The organism is Paenibacillus nanensis, assembly GCF_003583765.1.
Lineage (GTDB): Bacteria > Bacillota > Bacilli > Paenibacillales > Paenibacillaceae > Pristimantibacillus > Pristimantibacillus nanensis.
This window is the reverse complement of sequence record NZ_QXQA01000008.1, coordinates 139040-154872: the sequence shown is the minus strand read 5'-3', so window position 1 is coordinate 154872 and position 15833 is coordinate 139040. Positions and strand designations below refer to the sequence as shown.

Here is a 15833-nt window from a genome sequence, read left to right as displayed (position 1 = left end):
TACAACCGCCTGACTAGTTATGTGAAATATATAAAATGTATTAACTTTATTATTAATTCCTATAAGAGACTGGATACGCCAAGCAGCTATACATTGAGGTGCGCGATTCACTTCCAATCACCATGGATTAGCGGCACAAACTATAAGAATTTTGGCGTTATTTTCCGATAAAAGAATGATTGTGGAAATAACATGACTAGGAGCTGGTGACATCCATGAAGCAAAACATCCTTTCACAAAACAAAATGAAAGCAGCACTTTTTCTGCTATTAACCCTAGCAGTCATGTTGTGGGCTTCCCCGCTTCAAGCAATGGCATTATCGGAAGAGAAAGAAATTCATATTTACATGGATCACAAAGAGGTGGAATTCGAAGTAGAGCCCGTTATTGTAAACGGGACGACTTTCGTGCAATTCCGTCCGCTTTTCGAAGCAATGGGCATGGACATTGAGTGGGACCCCGATACGAGGACAGTAACAGGAACCAAAGAACGTTATACGTTGAAGCTGCAAATCGATAATCAAATCGCGTCAGTGAACGGAAAAGACTACAAGCTGCTGGTCTCCCCCAAAATCATCAAGGGAAGCACAATGGTTCCCATTCGGTTCGTCGCGGAATCATTTGGACGGTCCGTATATTATAAGCCGGGTTATGGCGCCGCTGAAATTCAAATCAATCGTGAAATGGGCACGGATATCTATGAAGCCTTGTATGTAGCCGAGGGGCTTCAGTACACGGGCGAATCGAAGGACGGCAAACCGCACGGAAAAGGAACCTATACCCTCAAAGGCGAGCTTTGGTATGAGGGCGAGTTCTACAAAGGGGACATGGAGGGGAAAGGAAAGCTCTATCTCACAACCGCTCTTGGCGAGCAGGTGTATGAAGGCGAGTTCGAGAATAATTTGCCGAACGGAACAGGAATCATTACGCAAGGCAATTACAGGTATGAAGGCGACATAAGAAATGGTCTGCGTCACGGGACCGGCAAGGTCTACTATAAAGATAAGCTGGAGTACGAGGGCGATATGTGGGAAAATACGCTAACCGGCGAAGGCACGATTTATCAATCGGACGGCACGAAATACGTTGGCGACGTGATTATGGGCGCACGTGAAGGCTATGCACGTGTCTATGATCAAGATGGCGATTTGTTTTATGAAGGAATGTATGCAGGCAATCATCCAGCCGTTAGCCCACTAGAGCAGAAGTGGATTGCTTATTATCTCTATACGGAACACAACAAAACGCAAAAGGCGGAGGAAGCCTTTGAAGCCTTTAAAGAAGCGGCCGGAGACGAATCTCTAGCTTATAAGATTGCCGGGAGCGCATTCCTCGAATTGGATCAAACGGAACAGTCCATCGCCTATTTAAACAAAGGAATAGCGTTAGCTCCTGACGATGCGGAGCTTCATGCTTTAATCGCCTTGGCCTACAGTCGGAAAGGCGATGACGCGAAAGCGGAAGAGCATGCGAAAAATGCGGAAAAGTTGGGATTTGAAGAAATGGATGAGCTAAGAGAAGCAATGGAAGAGATAAAAAACAACCCTTAGCGGACAAAGCGGATTAATCTCTTCCCAGCAGGGCTTCACACCGTTCGCGGGGTGAAGCCTTTTATTGTCAGGATGAATACTATTCGCGGCAGATCATCAGCTTATTGCCGTCCGGATCCTTCACGACAAACCAATGATTATGTTCGATTTCGGTGACAAGCTCCACGCCGATATTTTTTACATATTCGAACGAACCTTCCAGATCCGCAGTCAGAAGCATAAAGGCCGGTGTCTCGATCGACGGCGCCCCTTCCGGCTGATTGCCGCCCCACATTGGCATCGTATCAAGAATAAGCCCCGTCCCCTCCATTGGCAGAGGACATAAGTGGCCATTCATGATTTGACAATCCTCCATATTCAGTCCAAGTACCTGGCAATACCAGCTGCGCGACTTCTCGATATCCCTTACAGGGACGAAGATGCTTCCCACTTTGTTTTTGATCGGACTCGTCTGGAGCCCCGCTCCGCTTGCTTGCTGATGCTCGCTCATCGTTTTCCCTCCATAAATCATTTTGAACGTCTTCGGAATCATTGCCGGTCTGTAGCCTTCCGGTAAAGGACGTACAGGCAATTCGCTCATGGTCCTTCCTCCTGCTTCGATTGATTTCGTAACATAACGGGCACATAACAAGCTGCGCTCACCATCGCTTCGAACGTGCCGGTCCCCCGCTCCATCCCGCTCTCATCCAGCATATAGCTGGCAAACCAAGGCCGTTCCTCATCGGGCATATAATCAGGCGACGCACTTAGCCAGCGATATATCCGTTCCAGAACGCCTTCCATTGAGCCAAGAGCCCTTATGTTTAAGCAGGCGTACAACCCGCCTTCCAGACGTTCCGTCAAATGCGCGTCTTCCTGAGCCGGAACATAACCATCCGGCAGCGAAATCCAAATCTTATGCCGACTGCCTTCGTTCGGCGAGCCCCCATAACTGCCGCTCATCAATACTTGGAAGCGTCTGTCCCCTATCAGATCCCGCCGCTTTATCCATTCAGAGGCGGCCTCATCCGCCCGCGACAGGCTATCCCTGCCCTCCGCCTGAAATTTTATGACCTGCAGCGCCTCTCGTTCCACCACTTCGATCGTTTCCAGCCCTTGCGAGCGCTTGACGGGGAGATGCAGCTTCATTCGTGATATCCGGCCGTTGAACTGCTGGTACTCCTCGAGAAAGCCATGCTCCCCAAGCTCGAACGCACTCAAAGGCAGCCACTCGGACAGCAGCCGGTTCCATGCCGCTACAATTTGCGGACCATGGTTCATCGGGGTCCAAGTGATTGCATAAGTGCCGCCCGGGATTGCCACAGGACGCAGCTCGCTATGCGGAATCGGCACAGCCTTGTCATCAGGATAAGACGCCATCAGCTGATAACCGAATTCGGGCGAGACTGCTCCTTCCTCAAGGTCAACATTCCACCCGAACAGCCTCATCTGGCTGGAGTCGATTCTGCTCTCGGCTAGGATCGATTGAAACCGAAGGAGAGCCTCTTCCTCAAGCCCCTCCTCCCGGTCGGCAACATGAAGATATCCGATCCCCTCTATGGAAGATAACCGAATAACCTTCACATCCGGGTAGCGTTCGGAAACCTCCCGCTCCTCCAAATAGGACATTCGTTCATTCAGACGTATCCGTTCAAAGCTGTAAATGACCTCAGCTTTCCGGTATAACCCGGGAGTTAGGCCTGTCAGCCGCTTAAACGTCTTCACAAACGTCTGGTACGAATCGAATCCGCAGCGGAATCCGACCTCGACACTCGGCAGCTTTGTCTGCCGCAGAAGGCAAGCAGCCTCGCTCGCCCTGCGTTTGCGAATATATTCTTTAATGGGGTGACCGGCTACGGCATTGAATAAGCGGTACAAGTTCGGCACTGACATTGCGGACGCCCTGCTAATTTCTTCGAGCGAAAGCGTCTCGGCGAGATGTTCCTCGATATAATCAATCGCGCGTTGAACAGATTCGACCGTAAGCTTTGACACCCCTTTCCAAAACCGTTGTCGTAAGGTTGCAACCTCCGTTGAATTCATAATAACAAATTGCCCATCCGGAAGAGCGTCTTTTTTTATCAAAAACGGCTTAAGCCGCAAAAAACGCACCCTATACAACGATAGAGTGCGTTTCATTCGAAAACAGGTTACATGGAATCTATGTATCCCATTGAATGTTCAATTCTCATTATTACTCGCCATGGCCTGTCTGTGTTTGGTTTTTATTCGCAGGCATGAACCAGCCGATAAGGGCTATCGCTACCAAGACGCCATAGAACGTAAGGGTCCATCCGGTGCTGTGCGGGAAATGATGATCCAGCACGCCGATGTCTTCATGAGCCAAGGTAATCACGGCAAGCTTCACGCCGACCCATGCCACGATCGCGTAAGCCGTCGTTTCCAAAGCGGGACGCTCAGCAAGCAGCTTCACAAACCAGGTTGCCGCAAATTTGATCAAGACAAGTCCAGCGATTCCCCCGAGCAGAACGACTAAAAACTTTCCTCCGTCCATCCCGCCGAAATTGCCAAGCGGCGAATCCGGCAGACCAAGCGCGAGAGCAACAGCAGCAAGTATGGAGTCAATCGCGAAGGCAAGGTCCGCAACCCCAATTTTCCCGACGGTTGGCCAGAAGCCTTTTCCTTTGGCTTCTTCCTTTACCTCCTCTTGGTTGGCTTCGTTTTTCTTGCCGAAGCGCGCCCCGATAATGTGCTTTAATCCGAGGTACAGCAGATAAGCGGCGCCGATGGCCTGAATTTGCCAGACGTTGGCAATGAACGAAATCGCAAAGAGCGCGCCGAAACGGAAAACGAAAGCCATCATGATTCCATAGTTAATGGCCTTCTTCTTTTGGTCATCCGGCAAATGCTTCGCGATTACCGCCAGCACAAGGGCATTGTCCGCCGATAACAACCCTTCCAGGCCAATAAGAATCAGTAAGGCCCAGGCATACTCCAACCAGATTGAATCCAACAGTATTGCTCCTCTCTAATGTAAGAATGAATCATGTATTCTACTAGCATAGTGAAGAGCACCTAATTGATAGGTGCTCTTCATAGTTTACCTTATTTTCTGCCTCACTGTCCAAATTTATTACAACGATTTCTGTAATATTTCTGAATGTGGTGTGTCCGTCCAATTAGCGGTGCCGTAAAATCAGCGTCCCTTTTGAACCGGCAGACCTTCGGTCGCGGTATCAAGCTTCCACTTGCGTCAGCAGGTTGTAGATTGCCTGCGCGGCTTCCGCCCGGTTAGCTATTGCTCTTGGAGCAAACCTATTGTTGCCGGCTCCGACCATCAGCCCGGCTTCCGCCGCCCGCTTCACATACGGCTCCGCCCAAGCCGCGATTTCATCCTGATCCGCATAATCAGGCGCAGGGGCGGTGGTTGTTTTCCCGCCTTCGGCGTACTCGTAAGCTTTTACGAGCATGGCAGCCACTTCCTCGCGCTTGATATCGGCATTCGGATCGAACGTGTCCGCCGATTTGCCGCTCACCATTCCCGCTTCAAAAGCTGCGGCAACATGGCCGGCATACCATTCGCCTTCCGGAATATCCGTGAACGGCTGGACCCGCGAAGACTCCTTCAGACCAAGCGCACGGGTCAGCAGCGCCGTGAACTCGGCGCGGCTCACGGCCTTTCGAGGTTCGAATGCCGTTTCGGTTACCCCTGTAATGATATGCCTTGCCGCAAGTGCCCGAATGGTTGGATTCGCCCAATAGCCGGCAGGCACATCGGCAAAAGTCTTCTCATACGCGAGGACGGCATAGGTGCTGAAGTGCGACAGATCCGCCGCAATCAGGTTATGCTCCTCATCGATTTTGCCGCCGATATACTCCCATTTGCCGGCTTCTTCATTATGGTAGTAGATCCCGAGCAGCATTTCGTCCGCATTCTCGCCATAGCCCATGACAACCTCTATCGGCTCGGAGAAAGCCTTCAAACGATGGCTGATGCCGCCCCTCGTTGTCAGCGCGAGGTCATAATGCACCACTTGGCCGGCAACGCTCATGGCCGTGCCGTTCCGGCGGCTTGGCAGCGCGCCCTCCGCTTCCGCCTGTGTTCCAAATACGAACGCAAAGGATATCGACGCGCCATCAAGCGCCTCATCGTCCGCAAGCTGCAAGAGCTCCGCCAATACAGACGGCTGTATGGTCGCCGTCATTAGCCCGCTCTGGATCCTTAAGCTGCTGCTTCCCAGCAGCTCGGCGGCGTTAACCGGCAGCAGCACCTCAGTTTTGCCGCTCGGCACAATTACGCTGACAGGATTGCCGTTAGTCGTTGCCGGCTTCAAGCTGCCCGCATCCACCACATGCGTATGGGTCCTGTTATTCGTCCAGCCGCTTGCCGGCGGGTGCTCGCTTATGTCGCCGCCACCGGTATAGTTAAACGTGATTTTTGCCGGTTCGCTTACCCCGCTGCCGCCCACCGTTACCGTATACGTGCCGCGCTCCTGCGCATCCAGCTTATATTGGAACGTATAGGCTCCATTGCTGCCGCTGGTTGTCTGATCGATATAATCCACACTGCCGGAAGGGTTCGTCACCACGACCGACACCTGCTTGCCCGCTCCGCTGGAAATTGCGCCGGTGATCGTCACTTCCTTCGCGGCATGATTGACCTGAGCAGCGACCGTCAAGCTCGTCCCTTCAGCCGCATGCGCGGCGGGCGCGAGCAAGACGGACACGAGAAGCAGGAAACAGGTTATTTGTATTAAATTTTTCATAGCATCTCCTCTCGGCTCGATCCTGCATCGTCTCTGAGCCTGATGAAACGGGTTATTCCGGGAAGACAACCGCTTCCGACAGCGGCTGCATGCCCCCAAGGCTGTCCCAGACAAACAATTTTAGCGTATAGTCCTTGACATGCTTCGGCAGAAGGAACCCGGCATTCAGCGTCACCGTCTCGCCTGCTCCGATAAGCTTGTCTACATAGGATAGGTTCACCATGCCGCCCTTCTCGTCATAGAGCGCAACGATCAAGGAGGCTTGTCTCTCTTCGCCGGTCTCGTTGGCAATCGAGACGCCAGCCTTGATGAAGCCGTTCGGCGTTAACGCCGTCACCGCTTCTCCGGCAAAGCTCGTGAAAGTCGGCGTGCCAATCGTGAAATCGGCAGCCGGTTCCTCTCCTGCAGGCATGAAATCTTCCATCATTCTAGGCTTCAGCTCAAAGGAGTCGCCGCGGGGCGCTGCAATGCCTGTGATGTGAAGCGTATCGCCCGCCTCATAGTCCGCGGTAAAAGCTTCGTAGGAAATGCCGGTACGGCTGTCGATATAGATGTTCGTCGAACGCTCGCCGCTTACCGCATCGAAGCTAAAGTTGCCATAGTTGTCCTTATTCGAAATATTCGCTACCGCTACATGCTGCAGCGTCACCAATTCATAAGCCAATGTGCCATCCAGCTCGTCTACGATTTGCGGCACAGGCTCGTCCTGCCCTTGTACTTCATAGGCGGCGATCCCGTTCAGCTCCAGCACTCCGTTGTAGGTGTCCTTCACCGATTTCAGCTTGACGATATCGCCGATGCGGACGCCGGGATCATTGTACGTATACACTTGTATGGCGCCGGTCGCATCCTCCAAATAAAAGCTTTTGCCGGAGCCGAAGGAGCCAGGCAGACTCGTCACTACGCCTTGCACCGTAACTTCCGTCCCATCGGCAAGCAGCTTCGCTGCCGCAATATCCGTTGCTTCTCCCAGCTCGGGACCGCTGCCCTCCACTTCGGAGATCCGGCCTTCCGCTTCATAGGCAATCGGAGCGTCGAAGCTCTTCACGAAGGCGGCAAGCCCTTCCAGATCCTCCGGGCCCATGACCGGATTCTCGCCCAGCTCGCCGATGGCTTTGTATTTATCTCCGGTAGACGATGACATAAAGTTATTGACCGTCAGCGTGTAGGTGGCATTCGGATCAATCGCGCTGCCGTCGGGGAACGTGATGTCCGCCACTTTCGCTGTAGCGCCATCCCACGTATAGCGGAATCCGCTGATGCTGAAATCCGGTCCATAAAAGCTGGTCAATTGACCATTCACGATCTCTGTGAGCTCGGCGCCTGTAATCTCCAGCTTCACCAGCACATTGTTAAACGGCAAAATATTGAACAGCTCGCCGTACGTAATATCGCCGGCATTCAAGTCTTCGCGAATGCCGCCGCCATTCATCATGGCAAAGTCGCTATCCATCGCCCAGGCCATGCTGTCCGCGATCAGATTGCCGAGCGCATTGTCGCCGATTTCGCCTTTGACGCCGTACCCGCCTTCCATCGTATGAGCCGCTACCCCTACGACTTCATTCAGCAGCGGGGCCACTTGCTCTTCATATTCAGCTAGAATCGCGCTGACTTCCGGATCCGGCTCGATCAGCGCGTTATCCACCCATAAGATACCGGCGCTTTTCTCGACAATATCGCCCGTGCGCGGGTCGATCGCCAGACGCACGTCGCTGAGCGCCTTGCCATATTCCGAGGCCTGCACGATCAGCGTACCGCCGACCGATCCGTTCACAACGGCATGGTTGTGCGCGGCAAAAATGACGTCGACATCCTCATGGATTCGACCGGCGTAATCAGCCGATTCGCCGGTAATAGTCCCATTCTCGTCCTGCGAAGCCGGACTGTGGGCCAATACGACGATCGCATGCACGCCTTGCGCCTGCAGTTCCTCCACCGCATCGTTAATCGCTGCCACCGGATCCGTAAAGACGATATCTTGGATACCGGTCGGCATGACCATGTCCGCAGCGCCCTCGGTGACGACGCCGATGAAGCCGATTTTTTGCCCCTCGACCACCTCAATCTCGTAAGCCGGAAGGATGGATTCGCCCGCATGCTCGCCGGATTTCCAAACCACGTTCGCCGCCAGCTCCGCATGACTCATGCCCGCATATTCGCGCGTCACATCGTCGCCGGGATAATCGCCGCCGTTCACCATCCGAAGCAGCTCCGCGGTGCCTTCGTCAAACTCATGGTTGCCCACCGTATTTACGGCCAAGCCTAGCGCGTCCAAGATTTCAACTGTCGGCTCATCCTGGAACAGCGCAGACACCGGGGAGCTTCCGCCAATCAGGTCTCCTACGCCTACGAATAGGGTATTGTCCGGATTGGCCGATTGTTTCTCCCGAATATAGGCGGCCATATATTCGGCCCCGCCATACGTCCCGTCGATTTGGCCGTCGCCCGTAATATCCAGCTCATAATGCTGATCGATTTTGCCGTGCAGATCGTTCAGGCCAATCAGGTTCACTTCCACTAGCTCTTCCTCTGGGTCCGAATCGGCTAGCGCAATATCCGCCGCCGAGCGGGGCTTTAACTGGTACGTCCCATTAAAGATGCTGGCTGCGCCAATCAAGTCGAGCACATCGCCTTCGCTGTATTGAGCCGTAAACGTATCATACGTTACGCCTGTGCGATTATCGATGCGGACTAATGTACTGACAGTTCCTTTTGCCGCATTGAGCTCGACTGTACCGTAGCTGTCCGCTTTTCGAATATTGGAAATCGTAACCTCTTCCAGCTTCACAATTTGCCCTTGGTTGCTGTCGTCTACCGTCGTAACGACCTTGGGCTGCGGCAGCGTGCCCGTACCTGCCGCCGTAATCTGCACATCCGTTAATTCTAGCTCGGTATTATAGACGGTTACTTTGCCGGTCACCTTGACACGCTGGCCCTGCTGGTAGCCGTTCGACGTTTGGTAGATATAAATGCCGCCTGTCGCATCCTGCAGATAGAAGCCTTTCCCGCCCCAGGAGCCGGGAGTGGTCGTTATGATCCCTTCCACAGTCACCGTTGTATTGGCTGAGTGCGACCTCGCTTCCGCAATGGAGATCACGCCCGGAATGACGACATCTCCCGGTGCTTCCTTGCCTGAGCCGTATGAGCCCGGCGCAAAGGTCGTCGGGTCATACCACTTATAACCGCCTGTCGGCGTAGACCATGGCTCCGGCTGCGGCTCAGTGGAGTCCGCCGGATTCTCAAATGCCAGCAATGGCGTTACCGGACTTAATTCGACGAGCCCTTCAAAGCTGGTGTAGTCCTCTTGAATAGCCAGCCATTCCACCGTCTGAACCAGAAACTCGCTGTTGTCGCCCTCTTCCGTAAATCCGTCATACGTCGTTTTGGTCGATCCGTTGTCTTCGCGCTTGTACTTCGGCGAGGAATCCTCAACCGGTGAAGAGTCGCCGATAAAAGCGGCTTTGCCCGCGCCTACTTTCGCGATGGCTGCGAACGGGCCTTCGTCTATGCCCCCGCCGTTATAGACGCCTTGGTCAACCGCAGGTCCCCAGGCCGGCGGGTTCTCCGGCACATACACCAGCCCTTTGGCAATCGTCGGGTCCAGAATGGCCAGCGTTCCGCCGGCATGCATTTCTACCGTGCGGACGCCTTCCGTAATGCCGAAGGAGTCGCTCGGAGCCACGACCGTTTGCCCGCTTTCAATATCGCCAAGCGCATTGAAGCGGAACCGGATGCCGAAATTCTCGCCCAGCCAATCCGTGCTCGTCACATTCTCCATTGCGCCGGAGCTCGCCTCCGCCGCGGACATGCCCTTCGTCGGATTGCCGAATGCGCCTCGGCGATAGCCGTTGAATACTTCGGTAGAGTCCCAGCGGTTGTAATTGCGGTCCGCGTTATAATGATCGCCGATGAAGAAGATGCTGCCGCCGCCCCGCACGTACGCCAGCATCGCATCCTGTTCCGATGTTTTAAACGGAATGTTCGCTTCGCCGATAATGAACACATCGTATTCCTGCAGTTTCTCGAGCGTAATCGCTTGTTCGCTGAAATCGTACGGGAACGTCCGCTCCAGCTGGTCGACGGTGAAGCCGTCGGCTCTGAGCCCACCCGCAAAGTCGGAAAATCCGCCTTCGATCACCCAGTCCGCCGCGCCTGCCGTTTGGCCGTGCGTATTCGCGAACAATACTTTTTTGCCTGTTCCGCCCGCCAAGGCCGGCGTGATGTCATTCACACCTGCAGGCTTAATCTCCCAGCTGTCGCCATAAGGGACGACCACACCGGTCACGTTCACGACGAGTCCGTCCCGAACGGCATCCTTGGTCAGTCCTGTCCGATTGTCGACATAGACGAATGCTTGATTATCGCCGTCATTGGCATAGAAGGAGTAGGAGCCGTATGTACCTACATCCGTTAAGCCGCTGACCGTAACCTTGGAAAGCTTTACCCGCTGTCCGAAATGATTTTCCGTAACGGTTGCCGGCGTCAATTCAGCAGGTGCCGGGACGCTGTCCGTGCCTGTAACTTCGATAGTAGGATTAATGATTTCGGTTTCATTCGCATAGGTCGTTTTTGTCCCGGTAACCTTGACCACATGGCCCGGCTCCAAATCTACGCTATTCTGGTAGATGAGAATGCCGGCCGTATCGTCCTGCACATAGACGCTTTTTTGCCCATAGGCCCCGGATGGTGTGGTAACGATCCCTTTGATCACGACCGTTTCGCCGTCCGCAACTGCCCGCGCGGCCGCAATCGCGATCACATGAGGATCCGTTTCTTCTTCGACAAACGACATGGCCGTCGGGCTTTTCAAGCCTGGAAAGTTATTGTAGGCGGCAAGGCTCCCCGTTACTTGAACCTTCCTCCCGATCAGGTCTTCGTTCGTCTGCAGTCCGAATTCCGCGCGGTAACCGGATGTAATCTGAACATCCAGCAACTTGTTCAGATCCCGCTCATTCGCGGAATCGGCAAGCAGGAAATTGAAATCATTGCTGAACGGCGCTGCGAAGCTTGCCGTTTTGGAGCCGGTCGCATGCCCTACAATATACCCTTCTACTGTGCCGCTGCCGCTGTTGGCGGCGATTGCCTCCGCAACCGTCATCGCTCCATCAGCCGCCGATGTCCGACTCGGTGTGACTGTCATGAGAGTGGATAATACCATCAGCCCGCTTAAGAAGAGCGCCAGCCACTTCTTACTGATCCGCATCATTAAACCTATCCCTCCTATACGATTCTATTAACACCTCCCAAAGTATAGCGGACAAGGAACAAGGCAGTTTTTCCTGAATGTAAAATTGGATTGAAATTTTTGTAAATTATGATGATTATGTTCGCTTCACGATTTTCACGATTTCAATGATATTTGCAACCTATTCCATCCTCGTCCCGTCAGTAAGCTTGAACGTTATCAACCAGAATTTGACGAAGGAGCGAATAAAATGCGCAACAAGATTGGAAAAACCCTGCTTAGCACCTTGACCGTAACTGCATTATCCGTATCATCCGCTACCGTGATATTTGCGAGCAATGAAGGGACGCCTCAAAATGTCGTGCCGATCAAGGCAGGCGTGGATCAAGAGCAAGTTAAGCCTTCCTCGCATTACCTGTCCGTGACGGGAACGATCAAGGAGATTAGCAAGCACGGGCAGAACGAAGAGATGCAGCTTGTGACCGTTACAAATGCAGCCGGGGACATCACGAACTTTATCGTCTCCGACGACACTTATTTATTGGATGAGCTGGCTGTCGGCTCGGAGATCGTCGCCTTCTATGACGCGAATCTTCCCGTCATTATGATCTACCCGCCTCAATATAAAGCTGTTGCAGTAGCGCTTGCCGGCAATAGCCGGAATGTGAAGGTTGATTATTTCGATGAGAGCCTTACGAGCGCTGACGGAACGCTTAAGCTGAACCCATCCGACGGAACTAAGATTATCCTGGAAGACGGAACGGCCTTCACCGGCGATATTACAGGCCGTGATCTCTTCGTCAGCTACGGCCCTTCAACCCGAAGCATTCCGGCTCAAACGACGCCTGAGCTCGTTGTGGTGCTTTCGGACGAAGAAGAAGCCGTTCAAGATCAAGAGGAGTCCTTCGCCAGTTTGACAGGCACGGTTAAAGACATAACGGAGCTTACTTCAGACAATGCTGCGAGCAAGCAGCTCCTTGCTGTCGAGATCAAGGATGGCGAGCTTGTTCACTTGATCGTGTCCAACAACACTTATATCGATGAAGAACTCGCTGCAGGCGCGGAAATCGTTGCATTTTACAATGCGAACGCGCCGATGACGATGATTTACCCGCCTCGTTACGACGTGGAGGCGATTGCTCTTGTTAAAGACGACCGTTCGGTAATGGTGGACCGCTTTGATGAGACGCTGCTGAACGCGGGGCAGACGTTAAAATTGAATATTTCAGAGGAAACAATCGTGACTGCACAGGATGGAGAAGCGTTCGAAGGGGATTTGACGAACCGAAAGCTGTTCGTCGAGTATCAAGCCGTTGCTTTAAGCCTCCCTGGACAAACGACGCCGACACGGATCGTCGTATTGGATGAGCAGCCGGCAGTAAATCCTGAAGAACCGCTCACAATCTCTGTCAATGATCAATTGCTCGAAGCCTCAAGCGCTTATATGAACGAGCACGGAACAGTGATGATTCCGCTTCGCGCAGTAGCGGAGGCTCTCGGATACGAACTGACTTGGGAAGCCGATACAAAGACTGTAAGAGTAGGCCAAGTCATTTCTCTGCAGATCGGAAATGATGACTATATCTATGCCAAGATGGCTCCGATCCAACTGGATGCGGCTCCCGCATTAGTCGACGGTCTTACTTATGTGCCGGTCTCCTTCTTCAAAGAAGTGGCGCGCGCAAAAGAAGTAAGCATCGACTCCAATCAGATCGTGATTCGCGGATAGTTTTGAAGCAAGGAACAGCCCGCCCCATTATGGCGGGTTGTTCTTTTTTGTCTTCCTGCGGAAAGCATTGTTAATGACTAGATCGCACAGCGGGGCGAAAGGACATACGATGTCATATCCTGAGCGCAAAGGAGCACGTTGATGATGGCAAGGACCGTTACGAACCTGGTCTCGCCGTATTCATTTGTTTGCGGCGGCCCGACAAGGATTTTGGCCCGGTCCCATATACCCGGTCAATATGCGCATCCCCCATCTGCACAGCGCATTCCTCTCCTCGGTTTACAATTCTGCCGGCAAGCCATGTAGACACATCGTCATACAATCGGTATGTTGGATCAGCGCTTTGATCGTTTTAGGATGAGGTTGACTGTAAATTTGGGGGTAATCCGTTTCATGATAGGATTCCCGTACTGGAAAGGCCAGCTTTTCTTCATGGACCGAAAATGCCGCATTGACCCCCGCTTTATTGCCACGCGAGTCCAAACGAATCCATTTTTGATGCGGCCTCAGAAAAACAGCATTTAACGCATGAATGCAGTAGCCCGTATCCGGCGTGTCGCCTAGCGTAAGCCGTTGGTAACAGAATCCGGCCGGAATCCCTCCGCTCCGTAATAGGGCGCACAATAAATTTGACTTGGCGTAACAGATTCCTTCCTTGAAATAAAGCACCTCCGAGGCTTTACGCGTTATTCTTGGGCTTTGAATATCCCATGAATGCGATATTTCATCCCGAACAAATTCATATGATTGCCTCACGAACTCTTCCTCATTGGCCGACTTCGCTAAAATTTCCGAAGCTTTTTCTCTAATGGAGAGATGACTGAGGTCAACCTCATCCGACTCCGCCAAATAATCCTCTATGACGTTCGACTCGCAAATCAGCATGACGTTATTTCCCTTCATAGTGTAGTAGGATACTGAATTTTGTATAATTATGCAGTATAATGATTTGTTATTCAATCCCAATTTTCTATGAATCGCTCTCCCGGTATGCGTCACACCTGCTCCCTATTTTTAAAACCGGTTTATTATGAGATATTTTTTTAATATGGATCGTGTTATAGGTAGGAGGAGGTGGAAAATGGACAAGCGATCTCTAAGACGCACCGACCACGAATTTACGGAAATGTATGAAAGGAACATCGATACGGTTTACCGGTTATGTTACGTCCTTTTAAAAAATACGGTTGATGCTGACGATGCTGTGCAATCCGTTTTTTTGAAGCTATACCATTACGGCGGCGCCTTTCATGACCGCGAGCATGAGAAAGCATGGCTCATTGTGACGGCCAGAAATACCTGCAAAGATGTATTAAAGAGCTGGTGGAGATCGCGCCGTGTCGATATGGACGTTCTGCCGGAGAAAACGTACTGGCATAACGATGAGAACCAGGGGGATGTGCTGGAGAAGCTGCTCCGCCTCCCCGAGAAGTATAAGACGGTTCTGTATCTCTATTATATGGAGGGCTACTCCATAAGAGAGATGAGTCAAATACTTGACCGAAAAGAGAGTACGTTACAAACGCAATTAGCGAAAGGCCGGGAGCGCCTGAGGATGGACATAGGAGGGATGTATGGTGACGGAAAATCATCTCCAGGAGCTATTCAAAGCACTGGAGCCCCAAAAAGCACATAAGGACAAATTATTTCGGGACTTAGCCGCGAAGATCGATTCCCTTGCTTCTAGGCAAAGAAGGCCGATGCCGTGGAGACAGGCAAGATCCGTGATGACCGCGGCTTTGATTATAGTTTGTATGGCGGCGACAACCGCCTATGCGGCAGCCTATATGGGACTGGACTGGAAGCTCTTGCGCTTTCTAAACCCGGCGGATAGCGAGCAGGAGGTTTATTTGGAAAACGGCGCATACGTGGTTGACGAGACGGCGGCCAACGAGAACGGAACGCTTGAAGTGAAGCAAATACTCGGCGACAGCAACTTGATTTATATTTTAATGGACTTCACCGCACCGGAAGGAACGGTATTAAACGCCGATCGTTACCGGTTTCAGCTATCCTTGCTTCACGGTAACCCAGGTTCAAATAGCGCCGGATACGACTACACCTTATTGGATGATGAGAATGCAAACGACAATAAGATCAGCCTCGTCTTAACTTATTTGTCGGACAACATTATCGCAGGCCGTCCTGTTACGATGCGCGTAAGCGATTTGGAAGCGGCCGACGCCTATCCCGGTAAATTCGAAACGGTCATTCCAGGTTCATGGGAGACCAAGTTCGACATGAAGTATAAAGATCTCTCGGCCACCCGTCTCGTGCAGCAAAAGCTATCCTTGTACGGCTATGAGGCGACACTGTCCTCGATTTCCATCTCGCCGATTTCCGTCACCTTAAAAGTCAACAGCGAGAATACCAAAGCGATTTCTGAAGCTGCAAGAAATTCCTCGAAAGAAATTGGACCGAATGAGACTTCGGACGGGTATCCGATTACGATCCACTACCAGGATGGAACATCGGAAACGACAACGATTTTCACGGGGATGAACCGAGCGGACTTTTTAAGCAACAGCATAACGATTATCAAAACCTTTACCCCTATTATAAAAGATAAAGAAATTGCATCGGTCGAGTTTTTTGACGCCGTTATTCCAGTAGAGGAACACCTTCAATAAGCTTTTAGGTCGATGACAAGGGTAAAAAAAGAG

Annotated in this window: 10 protein-coding genes; 4 read left to right on the top strand and 6 right to left on the bottom strand. The window is 52.2% G+C overall.

The genetic code is table 11. The annotated features are described in order from the left end of the window. Nucleotides 1–215 precede the first annotated feature (215 nt). A complete protein-coding gene (locus tag D3P08_RS14190) occupies nt 216–1550 on the top strand; it encodes a stalk domain-containing protein (protein ID WP_119600356.1) in 1335 nt (444 codons plus the stop codon). 79 nt (nt 1551–1629) lie between these two features. Here the strand turns inward: D3P08_RS14190 and D3P08_RS14185 are convergent, their stop codons facing one another. From D3P08_RS14185 to D3P08_RS14165, 5 genes are all read right to left on the bottom strand, one after another. Beyond that, entirely contained in the window at nt 1630–2040 is a 411-nt protein-coding gene (locus D3P08_RS14185) for a VOC family protein (protein ID WP_240647535.1), read from the bottom strand. An 86-nt stretch (nt 2041–2126) separates the two neighbouring features. After that, complete coding sequence (locus tag D3P08_RS14180) at nt 2127–3524, bottom strand: helix-turn-helix domain-containing protein (RefSeq protein ID WP_240647513.1); 1398 nt, start codon at nt 3522–3524, stop codon at nt 2127–2129. A gap of 199 nt (nt 3525–3723) precedes the next feature. Further along, a complete protein-coding gene (locus D3P08_RS14175) occupies nt 3724–4503 on the bottom strand; it encodes a TerC family protein (RefSeq protein WP_119600354.1) in 780 nt (259 codons plus the stop codon). A 223-nt stretch (nt 4504–4726) separates the two neighbouring features. Beyond that, on the bottom strand, nt 4727–6256 hold the full coding sequence (locus D3P08_RS14170; RefSeq protein ID WP_119600353.1) for an S-layer homology domain-containing protein: 1530 nt from the start codon (nt 6254–6256) through the stop codon (nt 4727–4729). Nucleotides 6257–6308: 52 nt separating this feature from the next. After that, nucleotides 6309–11462 carry a 5'-nucleotidase C-terminal domain-containing protein gene (locus D3P08_RS14165; RefSeq protein WP_119600352.1) on the bottom strand — a complete coding sequence of 1718 codons (5154 nt, stop codon included), beginning with the start codon at nt 11460–11462 and terminating at the stop codon, nt 6309–6311. A gap of 229 nt (nt 11463–11691) precedes the next feature. Here D3P08_RS14165 and D3P08_RS14160 point away from each other — a divergent pair, with 229 nt between their 5' ends. Further along, entirely contained in the window at nt 11692–13170 is a 1479-nt protein-coding gene (locus D3P08_RS14160; protein WP_119600351.1) for a copper amine oxidase N-terminal domain-containing protein, read from the top strand. A gap of 279 nt (nt 13171–13449) precedes the next feature. On the opposite strand, the gene D3P08_RS14155 is transcribed toward D3P08_RS14160, so the two are convergent. Then, nucleotides 13450–14055: a transglutaminase-like domain-containing protein gene (locus D3P08_RS14155; protein WP_420819037.1), complete on the bottom strand. Its 606-nt coding sequence runs from the start codon at nt 14053–14055 to the stop codon at nt 13450–13452. A 196-nt stretch (nt 14056–14251) separates the two neighbouring features. On the opposite strand from D3P08_RS14155, the gene D3P08_RS14150 reads away from it, so the two are divergent. Continuing rightward, the gene (locus D3P08_RS14150; RefSeq protein ID WP_119600350.1) at nt 14252–14806 is read left to right on the top strand and encodes an RNA polymerase sigma factor; all 555 of its coding nucleotides are present in this window, start codon (nt 14252–14254) and stop codon (nt 14804–14806) included. Beyond that, complete coding sequence (locus D3P08_RS14145) at nt 14748–15800, top strand: hypothetical protein (RefSeq protein WP_162848483.1); 1053 nt, start codon at nt 14748–14750, stop codon at nt 15798–15800. Before D3P08_RS14150 ends, D3P08_RS14145 begins: the two co-directional genes overlap by 59 nt. Nucleotides 15801–15833 lie beyond the last annotated feature (33 nt).

Excerpts from the sequence above, each read along its gene's own strand:
- D3P08_RS14190 (WP_119600356.1), top strand. The coding sequence starts at position 216 with ATGAAGCAAAACATCCTTTCACAAAACAAAATGAAAGCAGCACTTTTT.
- D3P08_RS14185 (WP_240647535.1), bottom strand. The coding sequence starts at position 2,040 with ATGAGCGAGCATCAGCAAGCAAGCGGAGCGGGGCTCCAGACGAGTCCG.
- D3P08_RS14170 (WP_119600353.1), bottom strand. The coding sequence starts at position 6,256 with ATGAAAAATTTAATACAAATAACCTGTTTCCTGCTTCTCGTGTCCGTC.
- D3P08_RS14165 (WP_119600352.1), bottom strand. The coding sequence starts at position 11,462 with ATGATGCGGATCAGTAAGAAGTGGCTGGCGCTCTTCTTAAGCGGGCTG.
- D3P08_RS14160 (WP_119600351.1), top strand. The coding sequence starts at position 11,692 with ATGCGCAACAAGATTGGAAAAACCCTGCTTAGCACCTTGACCGTAACT.
- D3P08_RS14155 (WP_420819037.1), bottom strand. The coding sequence starts at position 14,055 with ATGCTGATTTGCGAGTCGAACGTCATAGAGGATTATTTGGCGGAGTCG.
- D3P08_RS14150 (WP_119600350.1), top strand. The coding sequence starts at position 14,252 with ATGGACAAGCGATCTCTAAGACGCACCGACCACGAATTTACGGAAATG.